Source organism: Christiangramia sp. 3-2217-3z (genome assembly GCF_051195275.1).
GTDB classification, from domain to species: domain Bacteria; phylum Bacteroidota; class Bacteroidia; order Flavobacteriales; family Flavobacteriaceae; genus Christiangramia; species Christiangramia marina.
In genome coordinates, this window is sequence record NZ_JBNJLI010000001.1 from 238,445 (window position 1) to 261,545 (window position 23,101).

Sequence of the window (23,101 nt, forward strand, 5' to 3'; positions counted from 1 at the left end):
ATATATGTAAGACCTATATTAGCATACAATAAAAAAGGGATAACTATGTTATCCCTTTTTTGGTTGGTTAGTTAAAGAATAAGGTAATTATACACCTATGCTATACTTACTCGATAACCAAAACTTTAAGCTTTAAATGTAGACATTTTTATGATAATACCTAATAAGGGTTTCCACTTAAAATTCAATTGTTTACGAACAGTTTGAGATTCAAAAATTCTAGAAGCTTTAAAATTTCCAGGCTACAAATCTTGTCTTTTTGTTTCCTAATTCCATGTGGATTATTTCAAAATCTGCATTGAGTTTGTTTAATTGTTTTTCTATAGCCGGTAAGTTTTCTTGTTTTGATACCAGGGAAGTGAACCACTGTACTTTTTTGTTCACACTAACACTATCTCTAATCATTCTCTTTAGAAATAAAGCTTCGCCACCACGGCACCATAGTTCATTGGACCGTCCTCCAAAATTTAATCTCCTGGTCTCGATTCCAAGATTAGTATTTTTCCTGAAATTAGCTTTGTTAGCTTCTTCTGCGGAATCATGAAAGGGAGGATTACACATACTGAAATCAAATGACTCATTTTCTTTGATCACATTTTTCAGGATGGAACCACGGTCTTCCTGTAGTCGAATTTCTATATTGGATTGAAGCTTATTGTTGATGACGTTTTGCTGCGCTGCTTCAATAGATTTGATTTCGATATCACTACCAAGCATTTTCCAGCCCATGTGCTTTGCAGCCAGAATTGGGTAAATACTGCTGGCTCCCACCCCAATATCAAGTCCGGAATAGTGTTCTTTTCCAATCTTAATATCCAGAAAATCTCTAAGATGTAACAAATAATCCATTCTTCCGGGAATTGGAGGACAGAGATATCCCTGCGGAATACTCCAGTTTTTAACCTGGTAATGGTAATTTAAGAGCGCTTTATTCAAATTGAGTACAGCTTCAGAAATACTGAAATCTATAGTAAGATTATCGTATTTGTTTCTGAATACATAAGGTTTGAGATCGCTATTGACTTTAACTAATTCAGTGAAATCGTATTGTTCCCTATGAGGGTTATCTGGATGCATAAATTCTTTTCAGAAGGTAAAAATAGGCGAAATATAAATGTCTCAACGGGGATCTGGCATCTATCCAAACCAAATATCGTTTTCTACCAATTCTTCGGAAGAATTTAATTTTACGGGAGAGAGATTCTTCTTCGTGTTCAAATACCGACTTACAATACGATCTGCATAGCTGGAAGTTTTCGCCTGGACTAAAAAATTCCGGAATTCATCAGGATGGTTAAAGTCATCTGAAGGTCCAATGTACCCGTAGCCGGCATACTTACCTTTATCCAGATAAATAAAACTTCTTTCACCTTTAGTTCGACCCTTTTCCATTAAAAGACAGGACTCATCATAGGTTCCAATAAAATCTACTGCTTTTGCAACCCGGGAGTTATATTCGGTAACTGAAATTCCTTCTTTACAAACTCCGCTACAGGCTTCCAGTTTGTAATGATTACAAGCGGAAGTAGCGCTTTGCAAGCCAGTATATTTCGGGCAGAGATCAAAATCCTTACACAGGTTTTCTAAAAAGCTTATCGCTTCTTCACGGGTATAGAATTTCATCCAGCTTACCGGTGCAATTTTGTTTTTGTGCAAGGCAAATACTTCAATGCCTTTTTGATTATGATAGGAGGTGAGCGTATAAGGTCTAGAAACTTTCTTCTGAGCTTTATTGTATTTTGGATAATATTTCAGAATCAATTCAGCTTCGCGAAGTAGCGCGAGAAATTCAGAACCAGTCAGCTCATAATCGATGCTATACGTTTCCTGCATCAACTGGTATTTGCGATTACTACGTTCCTGGAAATGCGATTTTATTCGGGTTTTGATATTTTTCGCCTTGCCAATATATAATGGAATACCATCTTTATCTCTGAAAAAGTAAACGCCGGTATATTTCGGAAGCTTTTCAAAATCGGCATTTTTAAAGTGCGGCGGTAAATATTCTGCACCACTTTTTCTGTTCAAAAATTCGGTAACAACTTCGAGTTCAGGATCTAGCGAAAGACAACGTTTTAACAAGATCACCGTTGCCTCACAATCACCCTGCGCACGATGTCTATCGTAAATGGGAATGTTGATGGAGGTACAGATATTTCCCAAACTGTAAGAAAACAAGCGTGGAATCAATTTCTTTGTAAGTCTTACGGTACAAAGACGCTTTCTTTTAAAATCCATGTCCAGCATCGCAAACTCAGCCCTCAGTATATTATAATCGAAGTTCACATTATGAGCGACGAAAATACAGTCCTTTGTAATTTCCATGATCTCTTCTGCGACTTCAGAAAACTGCGGTGCACTGCTTACCATTTCGTCATTGATTCCGGTAAGACTTTCGATATACAATGGAATGGACTGGCTGGGATTTACAAGCGATGTAAAGGTCTTTGTGATTTCACCATTCTCAAGAATGATCACGCAAACCTCTGTGATCCTGTTTCCTTTGATACCGTTCCCGGTAGTCTCAATATCAACAACCGCGTATTTCAACTCCTCCATGGCTGCAAATTACTACAATCTTCAGAAAAAATAAAGGAAAAAATCCAAACTAATGGAATTAATCCAAAAACGTTAATAATTCGAGCATTTGAGTTCAGCCTACAATTTTCGTTTTTTCTTCTTCATTTTATTCAGCCAGATGATAGTTCCAGTCACGGGTAGGGAAGTGGCAATCAGGCAAGCCAGGAAATAAATAATCTTGGAAAAGATCCCAAATATCTCACCGGTATGCAAAGGTTTAATGAGCGAGGCGATCTTCACATTGAGATCCTTATCATCAAAAAGTTCTTTTTTCAACACCGTTCCATTCCGATCAAGCACCAGCAGATCTGAAGGTGACGGAGACCAGTCGTTGTCATCATATTTTCTGATTTCGAACACATTGGTTTTTTCTTGTGGGATGCTGATACTTGTTTTTCCGGCATATTTCAACTCAGAATTGGAGATAGTATAGGCTTCTGAAAGTGAAATTATCTCAGAACCTGGCTCTTCAGAAGTGATTCCGGGACCACCTCTTCCTCCAAAGAGCTTAGTTCCCAGAACCTGGCTCCCTGCTTCCCGATACCATTCAAAAGACCAGCAAAGTCCCGTAAGAATCATGATCACTAAAAAAATACAGGAGTAGAAACCAAGAGTATTGTGAAGATCATGATTAATTCTTTTCCAGTTTGCAGACCATTTGATCTTGAATCCTGGTTTGAAAGCTTTCCATTTCCATCTCTTCGGAAACCAAATAATAATACCACTGATGGATAGAAATAAAAAGATAATTGTCGCCACACCTACAATGGGTCTTCCAATGCTGGTATCCAAAAGAAGCCACCGATGCATTCTAAACATTACACTGAAGAATCCGTCTAGAGGTGAAGGTTCAGGTTTGAGAATTTCTGCCGAATACGGATCCATCATAAAGGTGGTTCCACGACGATCTTCTGGTGAGGTCTTTACCCGAAATTCATAGGCTTCAGAAGCTTCAGTTGGAATTGAAACAGAAGAAACAGTACCTTTTTCCGACATTCTGCTGGTTAATTCATCGATCGATAACTTTTCCGAAGAGGGAACAACGTGAAGTTCTTCAGCAAAAATTGATTCGATCTCCTTTTCAAAAACCAGCATGGTTCCGCTAAAACAAACCAGAAATAGAATAATTCCGCTAGCCAGACCCAACCAGAGATGGACGTCTGTCATAAAGTTTCGAAAAGTATATGCTTTCTTTTTTTTCATTTTTAATATTTAAGGTTAGGAACCACGCTGTTTAGATTGTTATTTATGTAAATCGTTTAATTAGAATCTATAGGAAATTACTCCGCTAAAAGTTCTTGGGTCCGTTTGATTGATAAACCTGGTTCTATAGGCATTGTAGCCAATTTTATCAAAAATATTATTTGCGAGAATCCTAACATTCCAGTTCTTATCAACCTGGTATGCAGCCTGTAAGTTTACCTGCGTGAGACTTTCCACATCGAAAGGTTTTTGATTTGGTACAATTCCCTGGTGAGTTACTGCTCCGGCAGACCAGTCATTAACAGGTCTGTCACCCGTGTAGTAAACACCTCCACCAAGAGATAATCCTTCAAGATGCTCTAAAAATGAATAATTCACATAGGTGTTAAAGGTGTGTTTTGGTGTATTTAGAGGTGCAGAGCCATATACAAAGGAAGTGTGATCTTTATACTGCGCATCGATATACGAATATCCAGCGATCACTTCCAGATTTTGCAATGGCCGCCCCGTAAGTTCTACTTCAACTCCCTGCCGTTGATCATTTCCACCTTGTTGAAAAAATCCAGTTGCGATCCAGTTTTCATCGTATACCGGAAGATTGATGTTCTTATTATTTATTCTGAAGAGGGTAAGGTTAAAACGCAACCTGCTATTGAGCCAGTTGGTTTTGATACCTGCTTCTACCTGATCGTAACGTTCATTCCCCAATTCTTCACCATTTTCTCCAATTCTGGCTGCTGTTCTAGGGTAAGAGCTATTGGTATAAGATGCAAAAACATTTACATTTTCAAACGGAGAAACGATAATTCCAGCAAGCGGATTAAATGAATCACTTCTATTGTTTTCATCGCCGTTAATGGTTTCTACAGAAGAGTAACGCACTCCTAAAAAAGTCTTGAACCATTCAGTAAAAGTAATCACATCCTGAGCAACAAAACCTATAGCTTTAGACCTGGCGGTTCCTTCATTTGCTGCCGCAAAATTAATTCCATTTGGTAACGACCGGCTATTGGAATTATTGAAAACATCAATAGTATCCACAGCTGAAGCAGATTTGCTGAAGGTTTCGTAATTGGTTGTACGATAATCAAAACCAACCTGAAAAATATGACTCACGGCACCGGTTTCGATTTCATCTCCAATTAGATCAAATTGTACCACGCTGTTCTTGTCATTACGGGTGCTTATTCCGTAGCCACGAGTTCTCTGATTATAGACGGGTACATCGTTTTCCATTACCACATTTCCAAAACTGGCACCCTTGTTATCAAGATCCAGATTAGACCTGTAGTAGGCGGCGCGAAGGCTGAGTTTGTCGCTTAGATCCCGATTGATTCTAATGGCGTAAGTACTATTTTCTGTATTATTGCGATCGTTTTCGTAACCTAAAAAGACATCGTATGGCAGGTCGTAAATCGCGTTTTGATCATTTTCAGCAAGATTAACTGTTCCCACATCTGGAGTTCTGCTATCTGAGAAATAATCCATTTCAAGAGTTATTTCGGTTTTATCATCTGGCTTCCATTCCAGCGAAGGATTGATATAGAAGCTCTCTCCAGAAATTTCGCTGCGGTAAGAATCTTTTCTCTCCAGTGCTGCATTTATTCTGAAGGCAATATTCTTTTGCTCATTTAGAGGACCATATACATCGAAAGCCGGTCTAATTAGTCCGTAACTGCCAACTCTCATTGAAGCTTCACCACCAAACTGATATTTTGGAGTTTTGGTAACGATATTTACGACACCACCAGGACTTCCCAGGTCGGTAGCAACGCCTTGTGTAATGGAAGCTGCACCTTTAAGAACCTGGATGTTGTCAACACCCTGCATGTCGGTTAGAATACCTGTTCCTCTAAAATCTGAATGTACACGCACTCCATTTTTCAAGATTGGAATTCCACGAAATCCCCGGGAAGAAATACTCTCACTTCGGTTTCCATAAGTAGCAAATGTATAAACTCCGGGAACATTCCTTGTCGCTTCTGATATGCTGAGTGCTCCCTGTTGTTTGATGAGCTTATCTGAGATTACTGAGATACTTTGGATCTGTTCGTAAGGTTCTAAAGGCAATCGGGTAAGAGCCTCGATCTTATCTGGATGGCTAAACCTGTTTCCAAAAACCTCAACTTCCTGCAATTGATCATCAATTTCGAGATCAATATTTAATACAGCCGGGCGATCGCTGAATTGTACTTTCACTTCGGTAGTCTGGTAACCAATCGCCGAAATGCTTAGTTGAAGCTCTTCATCTGGTAAATTTTGAAATCTGAATTCGCCTTTAGCATCTGCCGAAATTCCCTTATTTAATTTCTGGATGATAATTGTAGCAAAAGGAACAGGTTCAGAATTATGAAGTATTTGACCTTTGATGGCTGGTTCGGTTTGAGCTAGTGTTAGAAAGGGTATTGCGAGTAGTAGAAGTAGTAATTTTTGCACCTTTATTTATTTAGACTAATTATAAACAAGCTGCGAATATATTTAGATTTATAAAAATTTAAAAATTGTTTAGAATGATTTTAATTAAAGTTTTATTCTGAAATGGCTAAGTGGTTGAGGTTCAAAAGAGAAAAGCTTTCGCATCGCGAAAGCTTTTCTCTTTTGATTTACTGAAACAAATAGAGCAGGATCATAATTCCTATTCCAGTAGTTAGAATAGCATACTTCATCATGTTGTAGCTTCTTTCTAAACGTTCGATCTTCTCAGTAAATTCATGGTCTTCATTTGATCTGTCCACGATTTTTAATTTGGGTGTTTCAATATCTAAAGATTTTGTTAAAACCCCAAATTACTACTCTATTTTATCTTTGTTGTTCTCTGATTTCCACTCGAATTCCGCTGGTATGTCCGGAAAATTCAGGAGCATACATAGATTCTATTGTGCTTATCCCATTCGAGAAAGATCCAGCATTATTGGCTCTTACGGTATATTCAAGAACATAAGTTCCCTTTCTTAGCGTATCAAAGAAGAAATGGGTAGCAGCATCTCTGGTGCTCTCATAATAGCTTGTACTATTTTGGTACTTATGTTCACTAATCACGTTTGTTGGCTCAAAACCACTGGCACGCATATCCTTCAAGTGAATGAATTCCATATCTGCTTCAGCTCGTACGACTAATCGAACACTTACCAGATCTCCAACTTTCAGTGGAGTATCGGTATCTATTCTCTTGAGTTCTTTATTTCCAGTATTCAGATATAATTCTTTTTCGATATTAAGCGGACTCTCAGAATGAGTTTTGATCTTATCCAGATTCTCAAAATACTGCCAGTAAGCGCCACCATATCCGGCGGTAGTATTATTGTTCTCTATTTCAATATTTCCGAAATCTTCTGAAAATTCTCCGGCTTTCCAGGTTGTTTTCACATAGCCAGATCCAGCTTCAGTATTACTCAATTCTTCCATGTCCAGTTTTTCTCCACCAATTACGAATTGAGTATTCGAGGACACTGGAAGTATATCCATTCCCTGCATTAGCAATGCATACACCGCTGCAGTGGTAGACTTAGTAGTTTCCCAGTAGTTGGTTCTCTTATTCTGAATTAACCAGATCTTAAGTTCTTCAATTGTTTCCATATCATTGGAAACTTCAGCAAATGCTTGAATTATTAAGGCTTGTACTTCAACAGGAGTATTAAATGATCTCCAGCTCGCAGTATTTTCTTTCCAGTACATGCCATAAGTTTTAGATTTTACTGCCGTCTGTTTCAGCGATTCAATGATCTCCAATGCTTTTGCGGAGTGACCAAATCGATTTAATATTATGGCCAGTTCAGCCTTTTCCGAAAGACTATAATCTGTCCAGCGTTCCTTTTGATATTCCAAAGCTTTGTCAATGAGATCTTTTTGTTCAGCCGGTATCGGAAACTCTTCCTGGTGCATGCTTCTGGTATGTGCATAGGCAAGTACAGTATAACTTTTATAAAACTCGGTTGAATTGCCAGACTCTCTTCTTTTCTTCTGCTCCATCAATTCCTTATCCAGATAAGCAATCGCATTGGCAAGAATTCTTCGATCATCCAGCTCAATTTTCATATTCTTTAGTTTTCCGAAGCCTTCGATGATATGAGAAGTAATATAATAATTATCCCTACCGCCGGCGAACCATGGAAAAGCTCCCGAAGAATTCTGCATTCTCCGCAACCTGGTCAACATAGAAGTTAGTTCTTTGTTGATTCGCCCGGTTTCGAACAACAATCCTACTCGTTGTTGCTGTAAACTTTCAGATTCAGCATCCTGTACCCACGGAGTTTCAGCAAGTAAAAGGCTCTTGAGTTCTTCATTTTTCTGAAGATTGCTCACCATACTGGAATCTTTTCTCCATGCTTCATAAACTTCAGCGATCTCAGGTTTTGAGTTCACAATTTTCTGTCCAACGGAATTAGCGAAGATCTTTGAAAACATCTGTTCAGAACATTCATGTTCGTACTCCATGAGGTATGGCAAACTTTGCAAGGCAAACCACCCGGGATTGGAAGTATATTCAAATGTAAACAGATGATTCTTCAGGGTTTTAGAGTCATTCGATTTCAGGTTTTCAAATTCAAAGCTTTTAGTTTCTCCAGCTCTTACAAACAGCGGGATGCTTTCGTAAACCAGCATCCTGTTCTTCAACACAGGAAGTAAATTCTCTTCCCCATCACTAAAATCTCCTGCTGTCGCAAGGATTCTATAGGTCACCGCAGGAATGGTTTCAGGAACGAAAAGTTTCCAGCTTACCACCCTGGTCTTTCCTTCCTGGATCTGGAAGGCTTGCAGCGTTTCAGTATTTCCCATCGGGATGTCCACAGGCTCCATCGTCACGGCATTGAATAACTTCAGCACTGCGTTGCCGGTCATTGGTTCACTGGAAAGGTTGGTCACTTTCGCCTTAAAAATGATACTATCACCTTCTCTTAAAAATCGTGGTGCATTTGGTACTACATTTAGATCCTTATTTGTAGTTACAATTTTCTCCAGTTTACCGGTGCTCCAGTTGCTGCTATGAGCCAGCAATCGTAATTTCCAGCTCGTTAGTGCTTCCGGAGTGGTAAAGCTGAACGATAAACCTCCATTTTCATCCAGTCTAAGATCCGGGAAGAAAAAAGCTGTTTCCTGTAAATTTGTTCTTGCATCAACATTTTCAAGCGCTTCCAGGGATTTGCTGGTGGTGATGATCACAACACCATCAACCGCTCTACTTCCATAAATTGCGGTAGCTTCAGCACCTTTTAGAATTTCGACGCTTACAATATCTTTTGAATCTAATTCGTAGTCCTCAACAGGCTTACCGTCTACGATAAACAGCGGACTTCCACTTATGCTTGAACTACCTCTAATTTTAAACTCGGTGTTGGCTCCGGTTCTGGATACCTCTACGCCGGCAACCTTGCCTTGTAACAAGGCTGTAGACTCACTTTCCTGATCGGCAACTTCCATGACTTCTTCGGCCACAGCCTCACCATAACCTACAGCTACGACTTCATCCAGACTGGCAGAATCGGCTTCAAGATCAATAAATACTTCAGTCTTATCACCAAGCTGGAATTCCTGACTCACATAACCTACATAACTAAAAATAAGAGTAGCATTTTTGGGAGCATCGATTCCAAATTCACCATCGAAGCCTGTCTGCGCTCCAAGACTCGAACCTTTGATTATTACATTCACTCCTGGTAGCGGTTCCCCGTTTTCATCAACCACTCTTCCCTGTACACGAGCATCAGAATCCACCTTACCGCTGACCTTTAATGTACGTAGATAATTCCTGTACTGGTAACTGTTAGGCTGTCCAAAATAAAAACCTAATTGAGAAAGCTGATCAAATCGAAGATTCACCCGACTGTAATAATTATTTCTACCAAAATATCTATACAGGTTGACGCTTCGACCTAAATTATCAAAATACAGGGATGGATAATCAGATCTAAATCCAGTAAACCCGGTATCTGTATTCCACTCATCTTTTTTAAATTGATCAAGCGAAATATCATACATAGAAGCCAGAACTTCAGCTTCTTTTTTCTCACCAGGAGTTGATACATTAAAACTCCAGGTTTCTTCAAGTCCAGGTTTTATTTTATTTCTGAAGGTTTCCGTAGAGATTTCAAGATCTTCGGAATCTTTTCTGAAGTTCACAACCTCGCTGAATTCAATTTGCCGGTTGTTCATCACTGAAGAAACATCCAGTTTAAATTCAGGGTCTTCCAGAGCCTTTAGCGGAATCTTCAATTTTAACTTCCCATCAAGCTTATAGTATTCTCTAAAAATAGAAGTACGACCGTTTCTGAATGCTGAAACACGAATTCGCAAATTATTTATGGGAGAGCTGATCTCAACCTGCGCGTGTTCATCTGAAGCTAATGTTTCTTTATTGATAATACTTACGAGAAGATCCTGATCTGTATAAGCCTTATTGCTTTCAGGATCCTGAATGCTAATAACCTTTAATAATTCTTCTGTTTTTTTTTCATGTCGCAGTTCGAAACTCAGTAAGTAACTACCTTCTTTCCAATTTCTGGTAGCGATATCATCCTCAAAATCCCCATCTGAATCAAAATTGGATTCGTATACTGTCTCCAGTTTCTCCCAATTTTCTGGCTTTGTCAACTTTCGGTAAGGTTCATTAGGGAATAGTCTTTCAAATTCAGCTTTAGAAATAAGTTCGAATTCTGGAGCCTCCCACCATCTTTCCTGGTAATGCTTTTCAGGACTCTTGAGTCTATAGATCTTATAAGTACCCGTAGCAGGAACCTTTTGATCATTCAGATTTCTTGTTGCCAGATCGATTTTCAGCGTATCGTTAATATCGATCTTTTCTGCAATTTCAAGTTTTGGAAGAAAATTCTTATTTCCGATTTTAAGAGACTGCTGTGCATCCCTGGTTTCTCCACTCACATCGGTTACAGCGGCAGATACGGAGTAGCGATATATGAGATCATTAAGGTTGGTGTTCTGGTCTGCCTTCGCTTCAAAAGGAATGATAAATTCCCCATTTTCATCTGTTTCAGTAGTATCAGTTTTAATAATTACTGCATCTGAATAATAACTTCTCCACCACGAATAATGCATACGTTCCCTGGTAACTGTGTAGGCAACTTTAAGATTTGGAAGCGAGGCACCAATATAAGCTTCAGCAGAACCCTTAAGTGCAATTTCTTCGCCTAACTCGTAAGCTTTATTTATGGTGTCAAAACTTACTTCAAAAGTTGGTCGTTTATATTCTTCTACACTAAAGTATTTGTAATCATCCTGAAAGTCATCCAACTCATCCCAGAAATTGGAATCAGTTTCAATATATTCGTCGGCATAAATAGAGAACTGGCCGGTAAGGTTATTGACTGGAAGATCAAAACTACCTTTAAAAGATCCATACTCATTGGTCTTGAATCTAAATTCATGAATTTCATTTTCATTCGGGTCATCTACGAATACGTCTATATATTCATTAGGAACTACGCTGGTAGAATCATTTCTATGCTGAAGAAAAACACCTTTAAAATGCACTTTCTGACCCGGACGGTAGATCGCACGATCCAGGAAGAAAAGTACCTTCGCCTGTGAATCTTCATCTTCATTATTGCTATAATTATAACGATTACCACCGCGATTGTAAGATGAAGAGTAGAAATCATCTCCCTTTGTAAATTCGGTATGTTCTTCCCAATAGCGACTACCGGAATAGTTATCCAATGCTATCTCCCCATTACGATCAGAGGTTCTGGAAAGAATCGTGGTATTGCCCTTTTTTACTCTTAGAACAACGTCACTTAGATTTTCTCCTGATTTTCGATCAACTACATGGAACAGGTTCTCTTTCTCGAAATCTGTTCTGGAGACGGCGATATTGGTTACCAGGTAAGTCCCGGAAGTATGATTGCCTTCTGAATCGTATAAATGAACAAGATACCATCCGAAATCATTTCCCGGAATTACAATTTCAGTGGAATGTTCATTATAATCTGTTTTTCCTGGTAGAATGATCTGTACGCTATCTGAAATTTTTGCAGCTTCTTTTTTTATAAAATCTGCTCTATCTCTGTAATTTACCTTATCCAGGAAATTCATGCTAACCTTACCTAATTTCATATAGATAGTATCTACATTTTTATAAGTAAGCTTGGCACGACCTGGTTCATCTCGGGTCAGGATATTTTGTAATTGTGCCTCCAGACTTGGTGCGGTAAGTCTTTTCAAAAGATTCTGGGCATTCTGCCGGGTAAGCGTATTGCTATAGTTGGACTCAATAAGTTTTAAAAGATTGACCCCTTTTGCATTATATTCGGGATACTTCAGTAGTCCTTCTTCATCTCTTTCTGAAGCTTTTTCAGCATAGGCATTAGCCAGTTTGAATAGAAGAAGAGCCTTAATTTTCCGGTCTTTTGAGTTTTCTTCCAGCTTCTCAATAGCACTAATGTATTTCTGAAAGTCATCATGAAATTCAGCATGAACAAATTCAATACGTTGTAACTTCCAGTAATTCAGCGATACATCACTTTTGTCTTTTGAGTGAATTTTTTCGAGTTCCTGATACCGTCGTAGAGCAAGCAGCCTGGAATTCTCAACCTCAGCAATCTCAGTATTTACAAATCTGGAGTCTGTCGCGAAAAGAACCTCTTTGCTAATTTCGGTTTTCGCAGCTTCAAATTCAGTACTAAAAAAGCTTTCGTCTCTTAGAAATTCCAGGTAACGTCCAGCCAGAAGATCATAGATAGAAGGTCTGAAATCTCTCGTTATGGTCTTAGCATTTAAAAGCACGTCAATTTCAGAATTGGGAAAGTTGGCCAGTTTGCCGGGATTGACAATAGATTTTTTATGAGCGGTATGAATACTGTCTTTTATAGTTTCGAGAGACCAGGTGCTCAAATCTTTTCGATCTGGATCATTGATTTGTTTCTGTTCACGGCGGCTCCACCGGTTCTGTCTGTAATAATCACTTAGTAACTCAGCTTTATAACTCTGCAACACCTGATCAAATGGAAAAGGGATCTGGGCAATAGTATTATTGATATCTTTTAGAATATAGCTCTCAGCGTTCTCGTGATTGATCTGGTATAGACGGTAATGATAGACCTTAGACTTAATAAGTTCATCATACTTTTTCTCACTTTTAGCGCGCTGCATTAAAATATTGGTACGCTCTAATGCAGTCTCAACTTTTCCATCTTTCTCAAGAGAATTGATCTGTATCCAACTTTCTTTATAACTTGGATTTTGGGCGAATAGTAAACTTTGGGATATGATGAAGATCCCTAAAAGCAATTTTTTCATAGGTAGCAGGTTAGGTTGTAATGCTATTAAAAAGGTACTAAAAGATTTAGCACCGCAATAGTTATGCCTGTAATTTTACAACTTTATCTGAACCATGAAAATTTAATTGTTGAGAGACGTACGCAGTTTATGAAATTCTTCCTCTAAAAAACTCAGTTGTTGTTTGATGTCGGTATTTCTACTATCTGGAATACGATGGTAAAAAGCGTATTTGATCTCCCATAGCTCTTTAACATCAGCGTAAAGAATCTCAATATCTTCAATGCCTTTATGGTCTGCTTTCAAAATGAATTTTTTAGCCGACTGGTATATTCTTCTCAGGAATACTTTTTCTTCGGAAACTATCAGGAACAAACATGCGCTCGCGAGATTAGGGTATTGCTTCTTCTGAACTTTCTCACCTATCACCACATCTTTCGGGTAAAATCCATCAGAATCTGTGCTCATCTCGAGGTCGTGAATTACAAAAGCTCGTAGATTTTCTTCATTATAGATAGGTAGATGAATTTCCGGTAGATCTTCTATAAAATTATTCTTTGTGTGATGCTGAATATATTCCTGTTGCTGTTCCGGGATGATGCAGGGCACCTTTTTGCAAATATCTGGTTTAGCTTTCAGGTCATCATGCTCAGGTTTGCCTCTAAACTTCAGCAGTTCATTTACCGTAAGTTCGCTGGTAAGCAGGTCATCTATTGGAATGCTAAAATAATTAGCAATCTTAATAATGGTTTCGATCTTAGGTTCGCTTCGTCCTTCTTCATAAGCACCCAATGTACCCCGTTTCAGGTCGAATAGCTCAGCAAATGCCTGCTGACTCAAACTACGAACCGATCTTATTTTCCTGATATTTTTTCCGAATAAAGACATTTATTGCTAATAATATTTGCAGAATTGAATAATTATTGTAAATTAGTCTAACAATATTAGCAAATACATTTCAGTATTGCTAATTTTTTTAGTCTGAAATGTTTGAACACTCAGAGATTATTATTAACCAACTAAAGAATTAGAATTATGATCTCATTTATTATCGATATAGCCACCGAGCTAATCACGTTTCTTTAACAAAGTCTTAATACTTTTTTGTATTATTAGGCTCTCAAAATAGTAGTACTAACCGTAATAACCACCTATGAAAAATCACTTTAATATTACGAGAGATTTTTTGCTGGAATTGAATTTTAATATCACCCGGGAGAATCCGGAAGATGGACTTTTGGTGATTCAAAAAGAAAATTCTGGAATTAGAAATCTCATCGTAGGCGTTGCTCCGCCAATCTTAATAATGGAGCAGTACATTTTCAAGATCAATAACCAGTCTGAAAAGATCTTTAAAAGCTTGTTACAGAAGAATCGCGATATCGTTCACGGCGCTTTTGTACTGGACGAGTCTGGTGAAAAAGTCATTTACCGCGATACCCTTCAGATTGAGAACATGGATCTGAACGAATTGGAAGGGAGCTTAAACTCACTCAGTTTATTAATGAGTGAATATTCAGATCATATCATAGAATTCTCAAAATATTAAAATTCAGCATTATGAACATCTTTAAGAGATTATTTAAAATAGGAGAGGCAGAAACAAATTCTGCCCTGGACAAAATGGAGGATCCAATCAAAATGACCGAACAGGGCATTAGAGACATGAAGCTTGACCTGGATAAAAGTCTGGAAGCACTGGCACAGGTGAAAGCACTTGCGATTAGAGCGAAGAACGACCAGGAGGAATTTCAGAATAAAGTGGACGATTACCAGAATAAAGCAATCATCATCCTGAAAAAAGCACATTCCAAAGACATGCAGCAGGCAGAAGCAGATCGCCTGGCGCAGGAAGCTCTTGTGCAAAAAGAAGCTGCGGAACAGCAGGTTTTAAGAGCCAAGGAGGAGTCGGTTAAATTCGATAATAACGTAGCTCAATTGCAAAAGAATATCCAGACCATAAAAGCAAATATTGGGAACTGGGAGAATGAACTCAAGACGCTAAAAGCAAGGGTTAAAGTATCGAATGCTACCAAAAACCTGAATAAACAAATGGCAGAGCTGGATAGTACCGGTACAGTATCTATGCTGGAAAGAATGAAGGAGAAAGTAGCCCAGGAAGAAGCGCTGGCCGAGGCTTACGGAGACATCGCCAATGCTTCTAAATCCATCGATGAGGAAATCGATAAGGCGGCAGATACCTCGAAAGCAAAAGCAAGTGATGAACTGGCGAAGCTTAAAGAACAACTTGGAATGAAAGATTCTAAAAACGAATAAACTTGGATAACCTAATCAACATACTTTTTTCAGAGGTAAACGTGATCCTGAGCGTGTTGCTCATTATTCTGATTCTCTACTGGATCATCACCATGATAGGAGGTCTGGATTTCGATCCGGACTTTGATATCGATGTGGATGTGGATGCAGATGTGGATCTGGATTCCGGGATCGAAGGTGGAAATATGGATTTTGAAGATATTTCCAATACCGAGATCAACCAGGAAGACGTGGTTGGGAAAAGGCGAAAACCTTTAAAGTGGTGGCAGATATTCCTGATCTATTTCAATTTCGTGGGACTGCCATTCATGTTCACTTTTACTTTCTGGATCTTTGTCTGGTGGTTCATAACTACCCTGGTTACCGCGATCACTTCAAGCTATGATAATTTTATAGGTTTTGGGATCATGCTGCTGGCATTATTTCCGGCACTATTCGTCACCAAGATACTTACCACACCTTTTAAAGGTTTCTTTAAAAATCTGAATAAGGATGGCGATGCTCCTATCGATTACCTGGGTCGCAAAGCAACCCTTTTATCCACGATTTCTAAGGATAGAATGGGAAATGCCGAGGTGAGCGTAAATGGCGACAGCCTTTCCATTTATGTAAAATCGCTCAGCGGAGAGCCTCTAAATTATGGAAGTAGCGTTCTTATTATCAAGCGGTCTGCAGATCGCAATTATTACCTCGTACAATCATACAACGAATAATCTAATCTAACTACAATGGAATCAATCTTACCAATTATTGGAATTGGAATAGGCGTATTACTATTTCTAATCATCGTTTACTTCGCGATCATCGCGATGTTCTACAAAAAAATTCCCCAGGGACAGGCGCTCATCAGGACCGGTTTTGGAGGAACAAAGGTCGCTACAGATAAAGGTCTGTATACGGTACCTGTTTTTCATAAAACCGAAATCATGGATATTTCTGTCAAGAAGATCCAGATCGAAAGACTGGCGCATGAAGGTCTTATTTGTAGAGACAATATGCGTGCAGATATCAAAGTTGCCTTTTTCGTTCGGGTGAACAATGATATTGAATATATTAAAAAAGTGGCGCAGACCATAGGTGTGGACCGTGCATCTAAAATTGCCACTCTGGAAGATCTTTTTGAAGCAAAATTTTCAGAAGCATTAAAGACGGTTGGTAAAAAATTCGATTTTATCGAATTGTATGAAGCCAGACGTGAATTTCGTGATGAGATCGTAAATATTATTGGCACAGATCTTAACGGCTATACGCTCGAAGATTGTGCGATAGACTTCCTGGAGCAGACTTCAGTAAAAGAATTAAAGCCAGACAATATTCTGGATGCAGAAGGGATTAAGAAGATCACCGAGCTTACGGCAGTTCAGAATATGAAAGCCAATCTTATCAAGCGTGATGAGGAAAAAACCATCAGAAAGCAAGATGTGGAAGCCAGGGAAGCAATTCTTGAACTGGATAAGCAATTAGCTGAAAAAGAAGAGCAGCAAAAACGTGAAATATCAAATATCAAAGCACGCGAAGAAGCTGAAACCTTGAAAGTAAATGAAGAAGAAAGACTAAAATCTGAAAGCGCCAGAATTGCTACGGAAGAAAAAGTAAAGGTTGCTGAAGAAAACATGCAGCGCCAGATTATCGTTGCTCTGAAGAATAAAGAGCGTACAGATGCTGTGGAGTCTGAAAGAGTTGAAAAAGACAGATTGCTGGAAGCTACCGAGCGTGAAAGAGTGGTAACTCTTGCTCAGATTGAGAAAGAAAAAGTAGTGGAGGTTGAGAAGAAAAACATCCAGGATGTGATTCGCGACCGCGTGATGCTGGAAAAAGGTGTGGTAGAAGAGCAGGAAAACATGAAAGATATCCAGGCATTCAAAACTGCCGACAGGGAAAAGCAGGTTAAAATTACTACTGCGGAAGCATCTGCCCAGGAAGAACTTATTAAAACGACCATTGCTGCGGAAGCTCAAAAAGAAGCTGCCAAGCAAAAAGCTGAAGAGATCAACATCGAAGCACTTGCTCATAAGGAAGCCAGCCAGAAACAAGCCGAAGCCAGAAAGATTCTTGCGGAAGCTCAGGCGAAAGAGGAAGCAACTGTTGGTATGTCGGAAGCTCAGGTAATGCATGCGAAGGCCGATGCTAACGAACGTCAGGGACTTGTAGAAGCAAATATCATCGAGAAAAAAGCACGTGCGGAAGCAGCCGGAATGGAAGCGAAAGCAGATGCGAAACGTAAAGATGGTCTTGCTGAAGCCGATGTTATTAAGGAAAAAGCGATTGCCGATGCTTCAGGAATCGAGGAGAAAGCTGCAGCCATGAAGAAACTTGATGGAGTAGGAAAAGAGCACGAAGAGTTCAAATTAAGACTGAACAAAGATCTTCAGGTAGATCTTGCCAATATCAATATTCAGAAGGAGATCGCTGATGCGCAGGCGCAGGTAATTGGAGATGCGTTAAAAGCTGCTAAGATCGATATCGTTGGTGGGGAAACTATGTTCTTCGATCAAATCGTTGGCCAGATCACCAGAGGTAAAGGATATGACAGGCTTGTGCAGAACTCTACGAACATCCAGGAGGTAAAAACTGCCATTCTTGGTAGTGAAGATGTAAAAGGGAATCTGCTTGAAAAAGTGAGAGACTTCGCTTCTAAATATGGAGTAAGTACCGAGGATATTAAAAACCTTAGTATTGCGTCACTCATCACAGATCTTAAAATAAAATCTGATGATCAGGAAGAGCAAACCATGCTCGGCAATCTTCTAAACCTTGCAAAAGGATTGGGAATTCAGGATAAACCGATCTCAAAACTTAGATAACTGGAAATGCCGGTGCCTGGCACCGGCTTCTTTTTTAATCTACATCAATTACATCACAAACTTCAGGAAGAGAACATGGCAAAGGAACCCATAAAGGAAGAGAATGCGCAAAAACTGGATGTTGGTACCTATGAGGTAATCCAGGGCAGACTGCAAAAGCAAAAAACTGAGTTGCAATCCCGACTTCAGAAATTAAATGAAGAGCGGCAAAAGGTTTTTGGCTCACTGGAAACAAGGCTTATTGCTAATGACCGTATCAATACTGAAAACAACTGCATCGCGAGGGATATCGTTTCACTTGGCAACACCTGCATTTTTGGTTACAATGTGCATTTTGGTTTGCGTAAAGAAATTTCTTTGAATGATGTGATGAGCGTTTACAGGTTTGAGAACAATGCTTTTGAAGCGATCGATACAGATCTACTCAAAAATGATGTTTTCGAATCTGATTTTAAAAATCTTTATAAGTATTATAGAAATACTATTTTTTCAAAATTCGCGGTTATTGGAAACTACCTTTATATGGTTTTCCGGTTAAGCGAGAGTGTAACCGATATTAAAACCTTCAAATGGCTTATTAAAGATGAAGGTTTGCAATATGTGGACAATCGCAGTGATCACGAGTACAAACTACCGTCACAACATGAATTTAATTGGCAGGAAGTTTCCAGGGATCAACACAGGCAGGGAGTTCATGCTCATGTTTCTATTCTGGATCGTGTTTTTGTAGAGACAATTGGCGGTGATCTTACGATCAAGATCGAGGATAATACCAATGATGGCAAAGGTATTTTTTCAGAAGAAGTGGAGCATAGAGATCAAACGCTTGACGACGGGCAGTATCGTTTTGCCAATCTTGGCAATCTTATCATCCTGGAGATCAAACCATTTCAGGAAGGTCCGCGTTATTTTGTGTACAATCATAAACTTCGGGAAGTTCAAAAGATCAGCAGTATTAAGGATACCTGCGTTTTGTTACCAGATGACCAGGGAATAATATTTCCAACCGGGTACTATTTGCAAACCGGGGAATATCATTTATTCGATCATAGTATTCCGAATTTAAGATTTCAAGAAAAGATAAGTTCTCCAAATGGCGAGGATTTTCTGTATGTATTCTACGCTCCGGAAAATGGACTTTACAACCTGATGAGCTATAATGTGATCTCCCAGGAAATTCAGACTCCAATTATTTGTAATGGTTTTACCATCCTCGAAAAAGGTGAACTATGCTATTTCAAGAACGAAAATGAACAAACCAAACACCATGTGATCCAGATCTGGCAAACGCCATATTTTAAAGGTGATTTTATGCCTTCCAGTCATGAGGATAGCATGTTATATAAGATAGGGAACAAGGATATCGTAAAAGCGATGGCTGAGGTAAACGGACTCGTAAATCTTCTAAATAAAGAGGATAATTATGATGGTTTGTATGCAGATCTTTCCAAACGTTCCAAGGATATCCTGGATGCCTATTACTGGCTGAAAGAAGAGGAAACTCAGCTTCTAAATGAACCACTTCGGGAAATTAACCAGGCTGCAAATGCGGCGATGGATGAGTTTCAAAAGGTGCTGGAACTCAAGAAAAATGCAAGGCAGAAAACGAATGAAATTGGGAAAAAAGCCGAGCAGATTTTTAATAAGATAAAAAGTTCAGGCTTTCGGAATATCAATGATTTCGTAAATGCATTAACTCAGCTCAGGTCATTAAGAGGAGAAGCGATCAGCCTTAAAGAAGTACGTTATGTAGATGAGCAATTTATTGAAAACCTCGAAGAGCAGATTGCAGAGCAAACTACGAAGATATCGCGAAGATGCGTAGATTTCTTACTGGATGAAAAAGCTCTGAATCCTTATCATAAAGCAGTAAGTGATAAAGAAGAGCAGCTATCTGATATCAAAAAGGTAGTTGATGCCCGTAAACTGGAGGAAGAAGTCAATAAAATTTCAGAAGATCTTGAATTATTAATTGATATTGTTTCAAATCTTGAAATAGAGGATACTTCGCATTCTACCAAGATTATCAATAATATTTCACTAATTTTTTCTTCGATCAACCAGTTAAAGGCAGAGATCAGGAAAAAACGAAAGTCCCTTGGTAGTGCAGAAGCTCAAGCCGACTTTGCCGCGCAATTAAAGCTTATCGATCAAAGTATCATCAATTACCTTGATATCGCTGATACTCCGGAAAAATGTGATGATTTTCAAACCAGGATTTCCATTCAGCTAGAAGAATTGGAGGGCAAGTTTGCCGATTTTGAGGAATTTATTGAGCTTATTATTGAGAAGCGGGAAGAAGTTTACAATGCTTTTGAAGCGCGTAAGAATACACTCGTAGAAAAACGGAATAAACGTGCGGTAACTTTACAAAATTCCGCAGAAAGAATCCTGAAAGGGGTGCGTAAGAAATCTCAATCTTTCAACGAGGTTTCAGAGATCAATGCCTATTTCGCTTCAGATATCCTGGTGAATAAAGCGCGTGATATTGCCGTGCAGCTTCAGGAAATGGATGACAGTGGTAAGGCTGAGGAAATCCAGTCCATGCTGAAGTCGGCCCGCGAGGATGCACTTCGAAAACTGAAGGATAAGAAGGAAATTTACGAGGATGGCGATTCGATCATCAGGCTTGGGAAACACAAATTCGGCGTTAATAAACAGGAGCTTGATCTAACGATCTTATTTGTGGATGATGCTTTACATTATCATATAACAGGAACCGACTTTTATCAGAAAATTGAAAATGAGACTCTTCTAAAGTCTGAAAGATTCTGGAGCCAGGATTATATTTCTGAAAATTCAACTATTTATCGTTCCGGTTTTCTGGCCTATAAGCTCTTCCGAAGATTTGGTAAAGAACTAAAAAACCATACGGAGGAAGATTTGGTCAGGCTGGTGCAGGAGGAAAGCAGCAAAGATTATTCTGAAGGATATGTGAAAGGAATTCATGATCTGGATGCGGCAAAAATCCTATCCGTACTGCTGGAAAAACACGAGGCTTTGGATTTGCTTCGCTATCATCCTGTTATTCGTTCCTGCGCGCAATTTTTCTGGAAATTTTCTTCTGCGGAAATACGGTCAAATTTAGATCAGAATATAAAAGCCGCGGGAGAAGTATTGCAAATTTTTCCAAATTCCAGAGAATACCACTCATTGCTGAAAACCCTAACCAAAGAGATTCAAGATTTTGGTCAGAAATCAGGAATTTTTGAACCTGAACTGGCTTCTGAAGTTGCTGAATATTTGTTTGAAGAATTGCAAAATGATGATGATTTTCAAAAAAGCGGAATAGCTATTGGGATCAAAGAAGATTTCCTGAATATGCTGAAGTCTGAGAATGCCGATCTTAAATTTAAGGACAGTCTTAAAAGCCTGAGTTCAAACCAGGCAAAAGTCGCCTTGATCGAGCAGTGGTTGAAGGCATTTTTGCAAAGCAATTTAGGTGAACAAACGAGTTTGAAAACCAAATACGTAAGTGAAGCAGCAGCGCTTATACTTTTTGAAGATGAATCTGTTTTAAACACAAAATTCACTTCGCCATCTCAGCATATTGAGAATTTAAGAGGTGAACATCGCCTGGTTAAAACAGGAGTACTCGATTTTAACTATCATGATTTTATAGCGACCTACAGAAGCTATTTTGAGATCGATGTTCCGGACTACCAGGAATTCAAGAAAGCGCGTCACGAAGTGACTATTCAGTTAAAGGAAGATCTAAAACTTGAAGAATTCAAGCCGGGAACACTAAATTCTTTTGTTCGTAATAAATTGATAGACCAGGTTTATTTTCCACTATTTGGAGATAATCTTGCCAAACAGCTGGGCACCGTTGGAGATCAGAAAAGAACCGATAGAATGGGTTTACTATTGCTCATTTCGCCTCCGGGTTATGGGAAAACCACCTTAATGGAATATATCGCGAACAGGCTCGGACTGGTTTTTATGAAAATCAATGGCCCCGCGATTGGTCACGATGTAACTTCAGTGGACCCATCTTCAGCAACGAATTCTGCCGCCCGTGAAGAGTTGAAAAAGCTGAATCTTGCATTTGAAATGGGGAATAATGTGATGCTGTATCTTGACGATATTCAACATTGCAATCCAGAATTTCTTCAGAAGTTTATATCACTTTCCGACGGAACCAGGAAAATTGAAGGGATTTACAATGGCAGATCACGAACTTATGATATGCGCGGGAAAAAGTTCTGCGTGATCATGGCTGGAAACCCGTATACTGAAACTGGTGAAAAGTTCAGAATTCCGGATATGCTGGCCAACCGCGCAGATATTTACAATCTTGGTGATATTATTGGCGATACCGCTCATCTATTCAGGCTGAGTTTGATCGAAAATTCACTGACCTCCAATCCTATTTTACATCAGCTAAGCAGTAAAAACTTTGATGATGTATATAGATTATTGGACAGAATTGAGAATAATAATCAGGAGATTCAATTGAGCGGAAATTATTCGAACCAGGAAGTGCAGGAATATGTGTCGGTTCTCGAAAAGGTCATACAGATTCGAAACAATGTTTTGAAGGTGAATGCTGCGTATATCAAAAGTGCTGCGATGGAAGATGAATATCGAACAGAACCATCTTTTAAACTACAAGGCTCCTACCGTGATATGAATAAACTGGTGGCGAAAGTGGTTCCGGTAATGAATGAAGCCGAATTGCAAGCGCTTATTCTGTCACATTATGAAAGCGAATCTCAAACGCTTACTTCAGCTGCGGAAGCAAACTTATTGAAATATAAGGATCTTACTGGCAGTTTGAACGAAGAGGAACGGATCAGATGGAATACCATCCAGGAAACATTTCAGAAGAATAATAAACTAAAAGGTTTTGGGAACAAAAATGAGATGGCGCAATTGCTTTCTCAAATGATGGAATTCACAGATAATCTGGAAGGTATCAAAGAAGCACTGCAGAATGGTTTGAAAAGGTAAAACCTGTGAATATTTGAATAAAATTTTTCAGATTTCAATTAATTGATGGAACTTTC

Annotated in this window: 12 protein-coding genes; 5 read left to right on the forward strand and 7 right to left on the reverse strand. The window is 39.0% G+C overall.

Annotated elements, in window-relative coordinates:
- Nucleotides 1-228: 228 nt before the first annotated feature.
- The 7 genes from rlmF to ACSHZO_RS01205 all read right to left on the reverse strand — a co-directional run bounded on the left by rlmF (nucleotide 229) and on the right by ACSHZO_RS01205 (nucleotide 13,899).
- Nucleotides 229-1,077: a 23S rRNA (adenine(1618)-N(6))-methyltransferase RlmF gene (gene rlmF, locus ACSHZO_RS01175; RefSeq protein ID WP_298246293.1), complete on the reverse strand. Its 849-nt coding sequence runs from the start codon at nucleotides 1,075-1,077 to the stop codon at nucleotides 229-231.
- Nucleotides 1,078-1,137: 60 nt separating this feature from the next.
- Complete coding sequence (locus ACSHZO_RS01180) at nucleotides 1,138-2,559, reverse strand: exonuclease domain-containing protein (protein ID WP_298246294.1); 1,422 nt, start codon at nucleotides 2,557-2,559, stop codon at nucleotides 1,138-1,140.
- 99 nt (nucleotides 2,560-2,658) lie between these two features.
- The gene (locus ACSHZO_RS01185) at nucleotides 2,659-3,783 is read right to left on the reverse strand and encodes a PepSY-associated TM helix domain-containing protein (protein WP_298246295.1); all 1,125 of its coding nucleotides are present in this window, start codon (nucleotides 3,781-3,783) and stop codon (nucleotides 2,659-2,661) included.
- 60 nt (nucleotides 3,784-3,843) lie between these two features.
- Entirely contained in the window at nucleotides 3,844-6,219 is a 2,376-nt protein-coding gene (locus ACSHZO_RS01190; RefSeq protein ID WP_298246296.1) for a TonB-dependent receptor, read from the reverse strand.
- 167 nt (nucleotides 6,220-6,386) lie between these two features.
- Complete coding sequence (locus ACSHZO_RS01195; RefSeq protein WP_295181468.1) at nucleotides 6,387-6,518, reverse strand: hypothetical protein; 132 nt, start codon at nucleotides 6,516-6,518, stop codon at nucleotides 6,387-6,389.
- A 64-nt stretch (nucleotides 6,519-6,582) separates the two neighbouring features.
- Nucleotides 6,583-13,032 (reverse strand): carboxypeptidase-like regulatory domain-containing protein, encoded by a 6,450-nt coding sequence (locus ACSHZO_RS01200; protein ID WP_298246297.1) that lies wholly within the window; start codon nucleotides 13,030-13,032, stop codon nucleotides 6,583-6,585.
- A gap of 102 nt (nucleotides 13,033-13,134) precedes the next feature.
- On the reverse strand, nucleotides 13,135-13,899 hold the full coding sequence (locus tag ACSHZO_RS01205) for a helix-turn-helix domain-containing protein (protein WP_298246298.1): 765 nt from the start codon (nucleotides 13,897-13,899) through the stop codon (nucleotides 13,135-13,137).
- Between the two features lie 265 nt (nucleotides 13,900-14,164).
- Here ACSHZO_RS01205 and ACSHZO_RS01210 point away from each other — a divergent pair, with 265 nt between their 5' ends.
- The 5 genes from ACSHZO_RS01210 to ACSHZO_RS01230 all read left to right on the forward strand — a co-directional run bounded on the left by ACSHZO_RS01210 (nucleotide 14,165) and on the right by ACSHZO_RS01230 (nucleotide 23,045).
- Nucleotides 14,165-14,560, forward strand: coding sequence for a YbjN domain-containing protein (locus tag ACSHZO_RS01210; protein WP_141876988.1), 396 nt, complete (start codon nucleotides 14,165-14,167; stop codon nucleotides 14,558-14,560).
- Nucleotides 14,561-14,571: 11 nt separating this feature from the next.
- Complete coding sequence (locus ACSHZO_RS01215; protein WP_298246299.1) at nucleotides 14,572-15,288, forward strand: PspA/IM30 family protein; 717 nt, start codon at nucleotides 14,572-14,574, stop codon at nucleotides 15,286-15,288.
- A gap of 2 nt (nucleotides 15,289-15,290) precedes the next feature.
- On the forward strand, nucleotides 15,291-16,001 hold the full coding sequence (locus tag ACSHZO_RS01220) for a hypothetical protein (protein ID WP_298246300.1): 711 nt from the start codon (nucleotides 15,291-15,293) through the stop codon (nucleotides 15,999-16,001).
- Between the two features lie 15 nt (nucleotides 16,002-16,016).
- A complete protein-coding gene (locus ACSHZO_RS01225; RefSeq protein ID WP_298246301.1) occupies nucleotides 16,017-18,092 on the forward strand; it encodes a flotillin family protein in 2,076 nt (691 codons plus the stop codon).
- Nucleotides 18,093-18,167: 75 nt separating this feature from the next.
- Nucleotides 18,168-23,045: a DNA repair ATPase gene (locus ACSHZO_RS01230; RefSeq protein WP_298246642.1), complete on the forward strand. Its 4,878-nt coding sequence runs from the start codon at nucleotides 18,168-18,170 to the stop codon at nucleotides 23,043-23,045.
- Nucleotides 23,046-23,101 lie beyond the last annotated feature (56 nt).